This window comes from Thermoanaerobacterium aotearoense (assembly GCF_009905255.1).
GTDB classification, from domain to species: domain Bacteria; phylum Bacillota; class Thermoanaerobacteria; order Thermoanaerobacterales; family Thermoanaerobacteraceae; genus Thermoanaerobacterium; species Thermoanaerobacterium aotearoense.
The window spans coordinates 1,989,604-2,006,051 of sequence record NZ_CP047602.1; the positions used below are offsets into that span (position 1 = coordinate 1,989,604).

13 protein-coding genes are annotated in these 16,448 nt (G+C 34.7%); 1 reads left to right on the forward strand and 12 read right to left on the reverse strand.

The annotated features are described in order from the left end of the window. Positions 1 to 15 precede the first annotated feature (15 nt). From GSH73_RS09940 to GSH73_RS09995, 12 genes are all read right to left on the reverse strand, one after another. Positions 16 to 1,287, reverse strand: coding sequence for an alpha-L-fucosidase (locus GSH73_RS09940; protein ID WP_014758165.1), 1,272 nt, complete (start codon positions 1,285 to 1,287; stop codon positions 16 to 18). A 52-nt stretch (positions 1,288 to 1,339) separates the two neighbouring features. Next, positions 1,340 to 3,106, reverse strand: a complete 1,767-nt coding sequence (locus GSH73_RS09945) for a hypothetical protein (RefSeq protein WP_014758164.1) — start codon at positions 3,104 to 3,106, stop codon at positions 1,340 to 1,342. Positions 3,107 to 3,184: 78 nt separating this feature from the next. Continuing rightward, entirely contained in the window at positions 3,185 to 4,933 is a 1,749-nt protein-coding gene (locus GSH73_RS09950) for a type 2 periplasmic-binding domain-containing protein (RefSeq protein ID WP_014758163.1), read from the reverse strand. Positions 4,934 to 5,012: 79 nt separating this feature from the next. Further along, positions 5,013 to 5,972 (reverse strand): carbohydrate ABC transporter permease, encoded by a 960-nt coding sequence (locus GSH73_RS09955; protein ID WP_014758162.1) that lies wholly within the window; start codon positions 5,970 to 5,972, stop codon positions 5,013 to 5,015. Between the two features lie 11 nt (positions 5,973 to 5,983). Continuing rightward, positions 5,984 to 7,462 (reverse strand): ABC transporter permease, encoded by a 1,479-nt coding sequence (locus tag GSH73_RS13465; protein ID WP_014758161.1) that lies wholly within the window; start codon positions 7,460 to 7,462, stop codon positions 5,984 to 5,986. A 24-nt stretch (positions 7,463 to 7,486) separates the two neighbouring features. Continuing rightward, complete coding sequence (locus GSH73_RS09965; protein ID WP_014758160.1) at positions 7,487 to 8,497, reverse strand: LacI family DNA-binding transcriptional regulator; 1,011 nt, start codon at positions 8,495 to 8,497, stop codon at positions 7,487 to 7,489. 227 nt (positions 8,498 to 8,724) lie between these two features. After that, a complete protein-coding gene (locus GSH73_RS09970) occupies positions 8,725 to 10,119 on the reverse strand; it encodes a glycoside hydrolase family 1 protein (protein WP_014758159.1) in 1,395 nt (464 codons plus the stop codon). Beyond that, the gene (locus GSH73_RS09975) at positions 10,103 to 10,612 is read right to left on the reverse strand and encodes a hypothetical protein (protein ID WP_014758158.1); all 510 of its coding nucleotides are present in this window, start codon (positions 10,610 to 10,612) and stop codon (positions 10,103 to 10,105) included. Before GSH73_RS09975 ends, GSH73_RS09970 begins: the two co-directional genes overlap by 17 nt. A gap of 79 nt (positions 10,613 to 10,691) precedes the next feature. Continuing rightward, entirely contained in the window at positions 10,692 to 12,017 is a 1,326-nt protein-coding gene (celB, locus tag GSH73_RS09980; RefSeq protein ID WP_014758157.1) for a PTS cellobiose transporter subunit IIC, read from the reverse strand. Between the two features lie 59 nt (positions 12,018 to 12,076). Then, positions 12,077 to 12,385, reverse strand: coding sequence for a PTS sugar transporter subunit IIB (locus GSH73_RS09985; RefSeq protein ID WP_014758156.1), 309 nt, complete (start codon positions 12,383 to 12,385; stop codon positions 12,077 to 12,079). A gap of 168 nt (positions 12,386 to 12,553) precedes the next feature. After that, the gene (locus GSH73_RS09990) at positions 12,554 to 13,084 is read right to left on the reverse strand and encodes a glycine/betaine/sarcosine/D-proline family reductase selenoprotein B (RefSeq protein WP_014758155.1); all 531 of its coding nucleotides are present in this window, start codon (positions 13,082 to 13,084) and stop codon (positions 12,554 to 12,556) included. Between the two features lie 28 nt (positions 13,085 to 13,112). After that, a complete protein-coding gene (locus GSH73_RS09995) occupies positions 13,113 to 13,445 on the reverse strand; it encodes a PTS lactose/cellobiose transporter subunit IIA (protein ID WP_013787345.1) in 333 nt (110 codons plus the stop codon). 299 nt (positions 13,446 to 13,744) lie between these two features. Here GSH73_RS09995 and GSH73_RS10000 point away from each other — a divergent pair, with 299 nt between their 5' ends. After that, positions 13,745 to 16,444 (forward strand): sigma-54-dependent transcriptional regulator, encoded by a 2,700-nt coding sequence (locus tag GSH73_RS10000; RefSeq protein WP_038069957.1) that lies wholly within the window; start codon positions 13,745 to 13,747, stop codon positions 16,442 to 16,444. Positions 16,445 to 16,448 lie beyond the last annotated feature (4 nt).

The window sequence follows — 16,448 nt, forward strand, 5'->3', positions numbered from 1 at the left end:
TAAGATGTATTTTCATTATTTTAGTTCCAACTCGATTACAGTATCAATTTCGTCCGGGAGTCCTGCCCATTGAACGTCAAGAAATGCACTATCTTGATCATCTAAATTGTTATGCCAGTAATCAGTAACTTTAATTTCTGAAAGATCAGACAGCAATCTGGCTTTATTTATTTTCCCTTTTAATCCCTTCAATACTATCGGTCCTAAACTTCTTTCAAAAATATGTGCATATAGTTTTTTTCCGTTTTTCGTGTACCTTCCCCATTCTGGTTTTGGCAGTTCAGATGACCCACAATCGTAAATACTATCGCTATTTTTATTCATCCATTTACCTATTTGCAAAAGCACCTCTACAGATTCTTCTGGTATTTCCCCTTTTGCATTTGGGCCAACATTTAAAAGCAAATTGCCATCTTTACTCACACATTCTACCAAAAGTCTTATAATTTGTTTTGCAGATTTAAAATCTTTATCTATTGCACAATACCCCCAATGATCATTCATTGTTATACATGCTTCCCATGGCACAGGATTGCCCAATTCATCAAAAACACCTTCTGCTGGAATCATCTGCTCAGGTGTTGCAAAATCACCTGCATATACTTCTGGATCTATTGACTTTAAATTGCCACCTAATCTACTGTTTATTAATATTTCTGGTTGATTAGAACGAACCATTTTGACAAGCTCTGATGCTCCCCATGCATCCCCTGTTTTGTCATCATAAGAAAAGTCAAACCACATAATATCTAACTTACCGTAATTTGTTGTAAGCTCTCTCACCTGACTGTGCATGTAATCTACATACTTAGAAAAATCATACTCCTTGTTTCTAAATAATTCATTTCCTCTCATGGGATGATAGGGATCATTATATGCAGGATATTCATCATGATGCCAATCAAGCAACGAATAGTATAATCCAACGCGCAAATTCTCCTTTCGAAAAGCATCTAAGTAATCTTTTATTAAATCTTTTTTAACAGGCGTATTTGTGGACTTATAATCAGTTAATTTACTGTCAAATAAACAAAATCCGTCATGATGCTTCGCAGTCATTACAGCATATTTCATGCCTGCATATTTAGCCAATTGAGCCCATTTCTTAGGATCATAATTTGTAGGATTGAATTCTCTAAAATATATTTCATAGTCTTCATTAGATATTCTTTCTTGGCTGCGTACCCATTCACCTCGTGCAGGAATTGCATACAATCCCCAGTGTATAAACATACCAAAACGGGCATTTGTAAACCAGTTAATAGATTTCGCTTTTTTTGGTATCATAACAAAACCTCCTTTTCGTTAACTTTGAATTTAAACCACAGTTAAACATTATTCATTCTTTTATAAGCTTAAATGCTTTATTTATTCCTGGAGAAACACGAAGTCTTATAACATAATTTCCTTTCTCAATTTCCGCCTTTAAAATCTTTTTATTCACCAAATCCTTTACAGATGTATACCCATTTTTTAATATCAAGCAAACTTCATCGTACCAAGGTATAAAAGAATGTAAAATAAAGCAGTCATTATCATAAAGAAACAATCCTATCTTTGAAACAGAATCTAACATTACGGGACTATTTTTCAAAAATACAGTTCGAATTATATAGAGAATTTTTCTGGGATAATTGTATAAATCCCCATAATCTTCAGGTATAGTAAGTATATATAGATGTCCTTTCCCATAAACTGTTTTTAACAATATAGGAAAGTTATTATCCTGTCCAAGGCCTGCAATAAGTTCCCAAGTATCATTAGTCTGAAATTCTATTTGTGGTATTTCGATTGATTTTGACGATTCTTCACAGCCACCAAATGTAATTCCTCCATCATTTGAGTAAGCGTAACTGTTAATACTTGTCTTTCTATTTGTTATTGTAACATTTGCCAATACATTCTGAAATCCAAGATTTGTAGCTGCTTCAAGAAAACCAGAAGTAACTATAACATCTGCACCATTTTCTAAGCTTTTAGCTACTTTAAAGACAATATCTTTATCCATAGCTGCAGTTTTTGTTAAAAATATTGTTTTGGCATTTTCGGGATACTTAGGATATGGCTCAAGTGGAATTCCCAACATACCTATATAGTCATGCAAATAGTCTTCCCCATGGCTATGATATGGCAAGTACGTAGCAATACCAATCGGTTCACCTATATCTCCTAAATAAGAATCCAAATCCGTAAAAATTTGGCCATTTACAGGCACACATAGCGAAAACTCTGGATTCAATAATGACCCTAAACTAAACATCATCACCTCTTTTGCTTTTGCAAACAACGTCAAGTAAGCTTGCTCTGCGTATGATGTAAGATTGTATGAACACTCAAATGGGTCATACCAACCGCCACCATTCCGCTTAGGTGCTACGTTCTCCATATAACGCAAATTAAAATAGCTTAGATACTTTGGCAAATGCTGTTGAGTATATGTAGGATTTCGCGTTTCTGTGCCTGTATAAATTCCATCAAAAATCTTAGGTTCCTCTTCAAGATTATATCCTGTCTCCTGATAATGTTCATACCAATTTGGATATTTTATAATCATCTTTACATTTGGATTTACCGCTTTAGCTGCACCGACTATTATTTTCTCAGAGATTTCTTTCATCAACTCTAATCTAAAATCTTTCCACGATCTATTCCCTTTTGCTTCGATACATGATGAACATCTACAATTTGTAAAATAAAAATCATCTAAAATTATTTCATCAAATAGTGAAGCCGTAAATTCCACCACATCTTTTAGAAATTGAACTGTATCAGGATTGGTATAGCATAGTGGATTAAAACCTCCTTCCCCATTTTGAGCATTGTCAGTCGTAATCCCTCCTGCAGTCTCAATTCCTTTTTCTTTAAAAAAGTTTATTAACTTTATGATTTGTTCATTAGAAATAGTAACACCTTGCCGATATGTTTCCAAGTAGACTTTTCCTATGTTTATATGTTTCTCAATCCATTCAAATTTTTTTGCAAATAGCTCTATATCTGTAATGCCTATTAAATCGCCGACAGGGCAGTATATTGCAGCTTTAAAATTGTTATAACTTTTCGTACCAAATTCTTTATCTGAAGAATGGTTGTTTCCTTCAATGTTCATGATTGATAAATGCTCCTTTCGTTTAAATTGATTGAAAAATTGGGATCTTACCAAATAAGCGTAAGACCCCAATACTGCTTATTTATTTCTCACTTTGTCATCTAATGACTTACGTATCTGTGCTTCATGCTGTTGATACTTTATACAATCCTCATATCCATGTGCATATGCTTGATTCGTCATATCTTTTACAATGGAGTCAAATTCTGCATCTGATTTTGCATATATTGCTTTCCAAGAACCATTTACAATTATTTGCTTTACTTGGTTCCAGGTAGTAGTTAATTCATTAGACATAGGTGTAGCAGAATAAGTAGTTCCAAGGGAAATTGCTAATTGATTGTTTTTCACCAAATATTGATCCAAGTTAGGAACGCCCATTTTGTCTCTCCAATCCTGTTCAATTGAACTTACAGGCAATGATTGTCGAGTTTCCCAGAATTTATAGTTGTAAGTATCTCCATTTTTCGCATCTGGATTTTTCGAATCTATTGCCCAAGTAGTGTTATTTATTTCATCAACACCATCGCTGAATTTCCCTGAATATGGAGCAGGAAGCTCTGTATTGCCATCACTCATGGCTTTTTCACCTAATTGTGTCAAAATCGGTCTGCCTTCCTTATCGTAATCCCAAGTCACTCCTTTCGGTCCATAGTTGTTTGTCATTACACCTTCAGGTGTCGATAGCCAATTTATAATAGCCATACATAATTCAGGATATTGTGTTTTTGCACCAATAGTCCAGACACGATTTCCTCCATACATATTTAAACCGTAAGCTACATTTTTTTGATCAGAAGCTACTAAAGGCATCATGGCCTTTCCTGCTTTCAGATGATCTGGTGTATTGTATATTGCACTGCTCATAAAGTCAAATATATTAAAGAATGCACCACCTGTTTTGTAAGTCTGTGTTACATCGTCAAAAGTCTGCGTCATGGAGTTTGGATCAAGTAACCCTTTTTGATATAAAGTATTGTAGAACTTTAACATCCTTAAGTACTCTCCGCCTGGCTTTAGTGCATCTTGATACTCTCCTGTATTCACATTATACAATCCAAATCCAAATTCATCCCAACCGTATAGAGCTGCCGTTGCTTTTACAAACATAACCATATTTCCATCCCAGTCTTTAAATAAAGAGACTCCATATGTTTTCTTCCCTGTATCAGATGTTGGCGCTAATTGCTGCATTTTTTCTAAAAGAGGAATAAAATCTTCTAATGTATTTATCTTTGGATATCCTAACTGTTTATACAAATCCCATCTAATAAACGGACCATAAAATGGAGCTGAATGTTCTGTAGCACTACTGCCTACATCGTGTCCAAAACCATATATATGTCCTCCAGAAATGGATTTATTCTTTTCCAATGCCATTTGCATATGTGCTTTAATATAAGGACCGTAATCATCAAGTAAATTGTCTTTATTCCAATCAAGCAATGCGCCTGCTTTCACTGCTGTCTGGTAATCTGTAGAGTCATTTCCAAATACCACTATATCACCAAGATTGCCTGATTCCAGCCTTGTAGCAAAGACACCGTCGCCATCCTTAACTATATTCAATTTTACATTGAATTTGTCCAAAAGGACCTTCGCAAACCATCCTGTTTGTTCACCTTGAAAATTCGCCAGCTGGCTATAGACAGTAAGTGTTATAGGGTTCATAGGTCTGATTGATGCTATGTCGCCTTCTTTTGAATTAGCTGAAACAGCATTTGAATTATTTGATTTTGTTTGAGTTACTTTAGGTGTGCAGCCAGCCAACGTAAATAATACCATGAAACTGGCTGCTAAAACGGCTACAAATTTCCTGATTTTCACATTAAAACCTCCTTTAAAATTATGATATTTATAAAAATTAATATTTTTAAAATATTAATTTTTAACTTATCCAAACATCTCATCCTTTAACAGCACCAATCATAATTCCTTTCTCAAAGTATCGCTGCATAAATGGATATACCAGCAAAATTGGAATAAGAGTAACCATCGCTACAGTCATTCTCATCGTCCTCATATTCATGACTGAATTTATGACATTTTGAGAAACTGAACCGCCTGAATTCATGAGAGTCGCTAAATCTGATGTACTTGTCAAATATATATACAACCTATACTGTAATGTATATAATGATGGATTCCCAGACATTAATATCATAGAATCGGTAAAACTATTCCAATTGCCAACAGCACCAAATATGGCAATAGTAGCTAAAATGGGCTTAGATAGCGGCAAAATAATTTTCCAAAATATAGTAAAATATCCCGCTCCATCAATTTCGGCACTTTCTTCAAGATCTGGTGGTATTGACTCAATATATGTTTTTACTAATATAATATTAAATGGCGATACTATTCCAGGAATTATATAACCCCAAAAATTATTAGTTAAGCCAAGCATGGACATATTCAAATACCATGGAATTAAACCAGCATTAAAATACATGGTAATTACTATAAAGCGATAAATGAACTTACGACCATACATTTTTTGTTTTGTCACTAAATATCCAACAAAAGCCGATGCCAATACCATTAAAGCCGTTCCTAAAATAGTCCTGGCTACAGATACAAATGTTGCAGTTGCAAGATCATGTACTTGTAGCAGAGCTAAGTAATTATCAAAATGAATTCCTTTAGGATACCATAATATCTGTCCTGAGCTTACTAAATTATTATCACTTATAGTGTTTATAAAAAGATAATAAAATGGGAATAAGCAAATTAAACTAAACAATATGAAAAACACATGATTAAAGAAATCAAAAATTATATCGCCTAAACTTCTATCATTTCTAACCTTAAATACCTTAAACTTTTTCGATGATAAATTAGTCTTATTTACACTATCTACATTCATAACTAATCCCCCTAAATTATACTTTCACCACGTAACAATTTAGAAAACCAATTTGCAGCCATTAATAACGTAATACTGATTACAGATTTCAACATGCCAACAACCGTTGCCAACGGTATATTTCCAGTGCCCCCACTGCCAAGCCCTAATAAATATACGTATAAATCTAACACCTCAATTGAATTTTGATTTGCCGCATTCCTGAATACATAATATTGGTCCATGCCATTTGAAAGAATGCCTGCAATACTCAGGAGAAGTAACACATAAAATGTTGGCATAAGTCCCGGTATAGTAATATGCCATATTTTTTTAAATCGTCCTGCACCATCCACAGTAGCTGCTTCATAAAGTTGTTGATCTATGCCTGAGATGGCTGCTATGTATATGATTGCACTCCATCCAAGACCTTTCCATGTTCCCCATAACCACATTTTAAGCCAAATATGACTTCCACTCATAAGAAAATTAGTGGCAGTTTTCTCCAATCCTAATTTTATCAAAACTGTGTTGACAAAACCTTCAGTAGAAAACATGGCAAAAGCCAAACTGTATACCAAAACCCAACTGATAAAATTCGGTATCGTTGTAACAACTTGAATTGATTTTCTCAATTTTACTGATCTTATTTCTGTAAGGCAAATTGCAAAAGCCATTGGCAAGAACGACGTTGCAATACCAATTCCACTCATCGCAAGAGTATTTGTCATAACCCTTATGATATCAGCTCTACTAGCTGCATTTTTAAACAAAAATTCAAACCATTTAAGTCCAACGAAATTATTCCAGCTTAGTCCAAGTCCTGGAGTATAATCAAAAAATGCATACCGCCATCCCCAAAGAGGCAAATATGAGAACAAAAAGCAAAGGATTACAAACGGGAGCGCCATTAAAAACAATTTATATTTTGCTTCCATTTCATATTTATCGTTTTCCGACGGCTTTGGTAATAATTTTATATTAGCAATCCCTAATATAGCACAAATAATTAAAAATATAGCAAAAATCAAATATGAATATGATATCATAGGTTGAACTGCGTTAAGGTTAGTACTTCCACAAAGAGCATAATACGCCGGAAACAAAAGAAGCAAAGAAATTATAGCTGCTCCACACCCTATAATGATAATTTTTATACCTAATCTTTGCAATTTCAACTTACCCAGCGTCATGCAACAACCTGCCACAATCGCCGCAACACTAAGAAATGTCAGAAGAGAAGAAACATATATGTTTAGCACTGTACTGCTATTAACCCATCCTCTGTTTATCGCTCTTGTAAATCCTTCTACAAGCGAACTATAAGACACTGCCATAGTAAATAAAGCAGAATTCTTATCAATCAAACCACTGACCATCGCTGGGTTCAATGCAGGAATAAATGTTGATACCAAAATCAGAATCGCACATCCGCGCAGTAAAAACATCCAAGTGTTGATTTTGTTAAGCTGATTTTTTGATACCACTAAAACACTATTTGTTCCAGGCATTATATTCACCACCTATAGTTTAATTTAATTTATTTTTTTGACAGAGCCATTAATAACGAGATCAGACACTACAACTATCTCTTTAGGATTCGTTTCTTTATCTTTTATTCTTTCTAAAATCATTTGTCCGGCTTTTTTCCCCATCAACAACGCATTTTGTTTAATACAGGTAAGCTTTGGTTCTATCAATTTCTGATTTTCAATTTCTTCAAAAGTCACAAGGGAAACATCATCAGGAATTTTTAAATGATTCTCTTTTAACACTAGCATCGTACCTTCAGCCATCCTATTATTAGCTGCGAAAATAGCTGATGGTATAATCTTTTTATCCACAATTAATTTTTTTACTTCTTCATATGCTTTTTCCCAAGAATAATACCCATTTAGTACAAGCTCATCTTTAATTTCAATGTTGTAATCCATCATAGCGGCTTTAAATCCATCATATCTTTCTATGCCAGTGCTAACATTTAAATTGCCATTTACAATACAAATATCCCTATGTCCCATTTCTATCAAATATTTAGTCAACGTATAAGCACTTCCGAAATCATCACTTGCAATAACGTCCACATTGCTGGTTTTAATCTTTCTATCTATCAATACAACAGGAATATTTTCCTTAATTAAATCATCAACATATTTATTATCTGTATTCGAAGATGCCAAAATTATTGCATCAACACGTTTTTGTGACAATCTTTTAAGAACATTTAGCTCTTTATCGAAATTTTCATCTGTGTATGAAAGAATTAAACTATATTCTTCCTTGCTGACAACACTATCAATTCCTTTTATTATTTCCATAAAAAACGAATTAGAAATATCAGGAATAACTACACCAATTAAATGTGTAATATTGCTTTTCAAACTTCTTGCTATACTATTGGGTTTAAAGTTCAACTCATTCATTGCTTTTAAAACTTTTTCTTTAGTCTCTTTACTAACAGGATAATTGTCGTTTAGCACTCTCGAAACAGTTGCTATTGACACTTGTGCATGCTTTGCAACATCTTTTATCGTTACATTTTCCAAATTAAATACCTCCATAGTAATCAATTTCTATATTATAATATTTATTCTACAAAAATTTAAAAATTCCTGCTTTATCATAAAAAATTTTTTATCTCAAAAACATAGCAATTCGTAGATTAATCTCACTATTACTTCTATCTTAATTTTAAACATCTCCTGAAAAAAATAATTTTATAGATAACAATTTCTATAACAAATAAAAAAATCCCTCATAAAGAGGGAAAATTTCATTCGCTAAACCCATTGTTTTTTGCTAATTCTTTATACCAATATCCACTTTTCTTGATAGTCCTCTTTTGTGTTGATATGTCGACTGATACGAGCCCATAGCGATTTTTATAAGCGTTTATAAATGACCAGTTGTCCATGAAAGACCAAAGGTGATAGCCTTTTACATTGCATCCTTCTTCAATCGCCTTATGAAGCCATATTAAATGACCTTTGATAAAATCTATTCTATAATCATCCTGGATTACACCGTCTTTTATGAAGCGTTCTTCTCCTTCCACGCCCATGCCGTTTTCTGAAATATACGATTCAATGTTTCCATAGTTGTCCCTTACATTTATCAAGATGTCATATATTCCTTTTTCATATATCTCCCATCCTCTGTACGGATTCATCCTTCTTCCTGGCATTACATACTCATCAAAAAACCAATCAGGCGTAAATACTCCATAAGGATTTGGCATGTTTTCCTTTGCTTTAACCCTTCTTGGCTGATAGTAATTTACTCCAAGATAGTCAACCGTATTATTCTTTATGAGTTCAAGATCATCCTCAGTATACACCGGTAAATGATTGTAACTCTTTAAAAGCTCTACAAGTTTCTCAGGATACTCTCCTTTGACACATGGATCTAAAAAGCTTCTATTGAAAAGAAGATCAGCTATTTCTGCCGCCTTAAGATCTGCAGGATGATTGCTACGAGGATATGATGGAGTAAGGTTTAATACAATCCCGATTTTTCCATCTTTTATGTTTGATTTTTTGAACTCGTTTATTGCCATTGCGCTTGCCAAAACTGTATTGAAACATACCTGTATAGCTTTCTTAAAATCCACGATATCAGGATAATGAAAGTTATAAAGGTATCCTCCCTCTGCTGGAACTATAGGTTCATTGAAAGTAATCCATCTTTTTACCCTATCTCCAAAAAGCTCAAAGCATGTCTTAGCATAGTTTTTGTAATTCTCCAAGACTTGACGGCTTTCAAATCCTCCTATGTGCTGCATTTCAATAGGCATATCGAAGTGAAACAAAGTAGCTATAGGCATAATACCATTTTCTAAAAGCTCATTTATGACATTATTATAGAAATCTACAGCTTTTTTGTTTACTTCACCTACTCCACCCGGAATCAGTCTTGACCATGATATAGAAAATCTAAACGAATTGTGTCCTATTTCTTTCATCAATTTTATGTCTTCTTTATATCTATGGTAAAAATCAGATGTCACTTCAGGTCCTACTCCATTAAAAAAGCGGTTTGGTACTTGCTTGTACCAATAATCCCATACATTCATTCCTTTCCCGTCTTCGCTTGCAGCACCTTCTATCTGTGTTGCAGATGTGGCAGAACCCCACCAAAAACCTTCTGGAAATTTATACTCTTTTGCCATTTTTCTTTCCTCCTCTTGTTTTGTTAGTCACATAGCTTGCAATAAATTTTTCCCCACCTAATGATATTAGAAAATATCCTACGGAAAATATTATCACTAATGGACCGAAGAATTCTTCTAATACAATACATATCGCCAGTGCATGCGTCGCATAAACTATCAAGTCGTAATAGTTCAATTCTCTTTGCTTCTTTATAAGTGCCACAACATAAAAGACAAGTGATAGCACAAGCGACGACGCTATCAAACCAATGTACAGAAATAGTAATGAGGATGCAATATTTTTTATTGATAGTTTTAAATAGCTATTTAAAAACACTGAAAAATTGCCTGTAAATAGTGATATTATAAGTTTAATAAGTGTTAAATAGACAACGCCAAAAATCGTCAAGATAAGGTCAAACCTGAGAAGTTTAACTATAGATTCGCCTTTTAATCTTTTGTAGTATTGAGGCATAAACAGGCTTATTTTTAGTTCTTCCAAAACACCCATAAATTTTATCTCCTTACACCTTTTAAAATGTTTAAAGCAATTAGACGATTACGACTGTAACCGCCTAATTGCAATTATATCAGCCTTTTTGGCTCTCAACAGCCATCGCTTGCTCTTGCTCAAGGTACTGTCTATCTACGACTCTTAAGAATGGCAAGTATATGAAGAACGAAATCACTAATTCAATTATCTGCCATACAGCACCGCTAAAGCCTGATACTAAAAGTCCTCCGATAATAGGTGGCGTAGTCCATGGTATTACAACACCTGTTGGGTGCCCAACAAGACCTATTGACATGACGATGTAAGTCAAAGTAGCCAAAATCATCGGTGTCAATATGAATGGTATTACCATTATTGGGTTTAAAACAATTGGAAGTCCGAATATTACAGGTTCATTGATATTGAATAAACCAGGAACTATAGCAAGTTTTCCAACAGTCTTAACCTGTCTTGATTTCGAGAAGAAAAGCATAGCAAGTACAAGTCCTAATGTGCTGCCTGAGCCACCTACCAGCATGTACATGTCGTGGAACTGCTGTGTTATGATGTGTGGAACTGGATGACCAGCTTGGAATGCCTGCAAGTTCTCTGCTGCAAGTGCCAGCCATATTGGTCCCATAACAGATCCAACTACATTTGCACCGTGTATACCAAATGACCAGAAAAGTCCTTCGAAGAAGTTAGCAATCAATGTAGCAGGTAGTGTATCTCCAAGTCTTGTCAAAGGTATCTGCAATACTGTGTAGATAAATTGATGTATTGTACCGTAAGATGTCATAGCAAACAGCATTCTTATAACATCGATGATGATAGCAACTATAGCCGCAGGTATCAATGCAGAGAAAGCTCTTTCAACTGCAGGTGGAACACCTTTTGGCATCTTAATTACCCAGCCTCTTTTTATAACAAATCTTACGATTTCTACTGACAGTATCGCCGTCAAAATACCTACAAATAGACCTTTTGAGCCCATCCAATCAACTGGTATGCCACCACTTACTTGAATTGCTTTTTTAGCTCCTTCAGGTGTATAATTAACTATAAACGGTGTAAATATCAAAAATGCAACGAGTGCAGTTGCAGCCGTGTTTAAACCATCAATCTTATAATGCCCTGCGAGGCTATACGCAATGCCAAATACTACAAATATACTCATTATTGACATTGTAGCCTCAAAGGGCCTCATAAAGAATGTATTCCAGTTTGGTCCAAAAGCCTTTGCCATAAAATCAGAGTATCCAGGTATGGGCAAAAACGCCAGCAACAAGAAAACAGCACCTATTGTAATGAGTGGAACAGCAAGCATAAAGCCATCACGAATTGATGTCAAGTACCTATTTTCGGAGATTTTGCCTGCTATAGGCATCAATTTTTCTTCAAGCGAATCTGTAAACTTACTCATTTTTATAACACTCCTTATCTTAAATTTAGATTTTTGGTTTTAAAACTTATAAATGAGAACTATTTATTAGCCATGCTTAAAGCTTGGTCTAACACTTTTTCCCCATCCATCATGCCGTAGACGACTGGATTTATCACATCTACAGGCACACCTTTTTCGCTGCATATTTTCTTTGCTTTTGGCAAGATGAATTTTACCTGTGGGCCTAAGAGAACCACATCAGCTTCTTCTACGTATTTTTCCATCTGTGCCTCAGGGTATGCATCGACAACAACTTCTATGCCTCTCGCTTTTGCTGCTTCTTCAATTTTTCCAATCAACATGCTTGTGGATGAACCTGAAGAGCAAAATAGAATAATCTTAAGCATTAACGTTTTCCCTCCTTTCAAAAAAACTTTGTTTGTAAAAGCAATTTTTCATTTTATCTTCAAGGATTTCCCTACTACATATCAAGACAAGAACTATTAAAACATCTTAAAAAGAGGGAAATCCCTTGAAAGCAAAAGTAATCAATCCAAAAACATCGGCATCACCCCTTAATCTTGCGGAAAATATCCTTCCTCTTCAGGAGATCCTATAGGCTGCCCTTGAGCCAACTTTACTGCAAACTTTGATATCTTTCTTAATGAATCGTTTAGGCCTATACCACCCCTGTTTGGAGTCTCTATGATGTATATCTTTTTTCTGAACAATTCTGTGCCTGTGTTGTCTTTTGACATAGCCGCAAACGCAGGAATATTTAATTTCTCTATGACAGCTTCTGTCAAATATCCACAGCAATCACCGTATCTTTTGTAGTTTAATGCGGGGCCGCATATAACAACATCTGGATTAAACGCCTTTATCATGCTTAATAATTTTTCAATAGCTTCATCCTTATTTTCAAGAAAATAGTTATCACCACAAATTACAGTGCCAATTATGTCACCGCCGTTTCTCATCATGGTGTTTTTCAAAAGCATGCCCAATCCTATAGCACCAAACTGAGATTGAGGTTCCATATTCATTTTTTCATCTGTTCCGTATCCTGCTTGAACTTGATTTAAAAATTGTACCGCTTTAATCATTTTATCCTCCTAATTCAGTGTTTAATTTTTATTTTGTCACACATGTATGAAGAACTGGTTCCAACATCTTCCTAAGCTCAATAATCTCTGATATGAGATTTTTCTCTGATATAGCAGTCATAAGATGATCTTGTGAATGCACAAATAATATAGAAAAATCTAATTTTTCACCTGATGCTTCTTTTTGCAACATGCTGGTCTGAACATTATGAGCTTTTTCTATAGCCTCATTAGCCTGGGACATAAGTTTTTCAGCTTCTTCAAATTCGCCGTCATACGCCTTTCTAAGCGCTTCGTGTGCATATGCCCTTGCTTCACCTGATTGTATAATGATTTCCATAACTATTTGCTGCAAATCCATATTGTTTTCCTCCTTGAATTGGTTTTATCTATTTTGGGGTTCACTAAATAATATATGCAAAAACCATGCCAAAACACTAAACTACATAAAAAAGCCGCGATTTATGCTATCCAGACGCTTTAAAACAAACAGTGTTTCTTAGTGTTTAATAAAAATCTGCATATTGTTTTATTGTTTTTTATTAGTGTTTTAATGTTTCAATAGTGTTTAATCCAGTAAATCACTATTGAAAAACTTATTGCAAAATATATAATAAGATATAGGTAGAGAAAGTTATTGTGGTAAAGGGGATCTTTAAGTTGAAAAGAAAAGAATTAATTTTAAAAAAGTTGATAGAGCTAAACAGAGGAAACGGCGTAGATGCCATGACATTGGCAAATGAGCTAAATATGTCGCGAGCAAACGTTAGTCACGAGTTAAATCTTTTGTGCAAGGAAGGAAAAGTCGTAAAGTCAGATGGCAGGCCAGTGATGTTTTCACCTGTGTTTGAAAGTGCTAAAAGCAATTCCAGCGACAGCAAATTGTATGAGCTGGACATGCTTATTAAAAACAATATAAGCCTAAAACAGGCCGGTGAACAGGCAAAAGCTGCTATTTTATATCCTCCTAAGGGAATCCACTGCTTAATATTAGGTGAAACAGGTGTAGGAAAATCAACTTTTGCGCGAATAATGCACAAGTATGCCATAGATATGGGTGTAAAAAAGCCTGACGCTCCATTCATAGCATTTAACTGCGCAGATTACAGCAACAATCCGCAGCTTTTGACGGCACAGCTATTTGGGGTCAAAAAAGGCGCTTACACAGGTGCCGATACAGACAAAGAAGGGTTAATCGAAAAGGCAAATGGAGGAATCTTATTCCTTGATGAAGTCCATCGCTTGCCGCCTGAAGGACAGGAGATCCTATTCACTTTCCTCGATACTGGGTATTTTAGAAGAGTTGGCGATGTAGAAAATAGGACATCTGATGTTCTAATCATATCGGCTACAACTGAGGATCCTTCTTCATCCCTTTTAAATACATTCACCAGAAGAATACCGATGATAATTAAAATACCACCACTTAGAGAAAGGACTTTAGAAGAAAGGTTTTATCTTTTAAAAAGATTCTTTAAACACGAAAGCATAAAGCTAAACAGAGATATATTCGTATCGCTTAATTCCATGAGGGCGTTTTGTTCATATGACTGTCCAAACAACATCGGTCAATTAGAAAGCGATGTCAAGCTTATATGTGCAAAGGTCTATTCAGAATTTCTGACTAACAAGAAAAGCGACATAAGGATCTGCAGCAGAGACTTGCCTGATTATATAAAGAAAGGATTATATACAGATAAACAGCATAGAATGCTGTGGAATGAAGTCATAGGCGATGATATAGAGTTCTTTAAGTTTTCTCCTACAAATGAAATAGAGGAGATTCCAACTGCCTCTAACGATAACAGCATTTACGAGATAATAAATGATAGACTAAAGCAGCTTAAAGCAAAAGGTATATCTGATATAGACATTGAATCAATTTTGGAGAAAGACATAGCAAAGTACTTCCACAAGCAGATATATGGTATAACTGAGGAGAAAAACAAGCAAAACTTGATTCACATCTTAGGAGAAGACATAATAAGCATTACAGATAGGATTGCAGAACTGGCATCCGAACTACTGGGAAAAGATCTCAGTCAAAACAGCTATACTGCACTTGCTTTGCACTTAAACACGCTTATTGAAAGGGTCAACAAAAATAAGCCTATTGTAAATCCTCAACTATCAAAAATAAAACAATTATACCCAAGGGAATTTGAAGTTGCTATTGAAGCCAAAAAAATCATAGAGAGATATTTGAATGTTTCGATTCCAGAAGATGAGGCTGGATTTATCGCAATATTTCTCATGTCCGATAAGGAATACATCAATAAGCAAAGTGAGAAAGTCAAGGTGATAATAATTGCCCATGGCAATTCTACTGCCACATCCATGGCAGATGTGGCCAATAAATTGTTGGGTGAAAATTATGCAATAGGCTTAGATGCCCATCTTGACAAAAGTCCCCTTGAAGTATTAGAAAGTTTGAAAGACTACGTGAGGCATGATATGAATCAGGCAGGATACCTTCTCTTAGTAGACATGGGCTCCCTTACAACATTTGGCGAAACGATTGAAAAAGAGTTTAATGTGCCAGTAAAAGTTATACCGCTTATTTCCACTCTTCACGTCATCGAAGCTACCAGAAAAGCGCTGTTAGGCATGCCTCTTAACAATATTTACATGAGCGTACAGTCGATAAATTCGTACATGGAGAACAACATGGATTTTGCTCCACTGATAAGCGACAAAAAGAAAATCGCAATCATAACAGCATGTCTTACTGGGGAAGGCGCCTCTGTTGCAATCAAAAGTTTCTTAAAAAACAACTTAAAGTACGACAAAGATTTATTTGAGATAATACCAATTGACAGCCTTGATAAACACATGACAATGAAGAAAATAAACGAAATCCAGGAAAACATGGAAATAGCTTTTATCGTATCGTCTTTCCCATTGGATACTAATATTAAACAGTACAGCATGAATGACGTCTTAAGCTTAAAAGTCATGAAAGAATTGCAGGAGATAGTAGATATTAAGACAACCCTTATCAAGATGGGCAATGTATTGAAAGAAAACATCCATAACATCGATGGCGAGGAACTCTACATCGATATACAAAACACTATAATGAAGCTTTGCGACACGCTGTCGATTTGCTTTGATGATGACATGCTGCTTGGCATAATACTTCACTTTGCTTTTATGGTAAGCAGAATCAAAAAAGGAGAAAAAAGCATTGAGTATATAGGAAAAGAAGAATATATTAAAAACAACAAATCATTGTACAACGCAGTAAAGAAAGCATTGACGCATTTAAACACAAAATATTCTATAATAATACCTGATGATGAAATATGCTATATAATGAGATTTTTCCAGGAAAAAGATGCTCTTTTCAATATGATATGAAAAA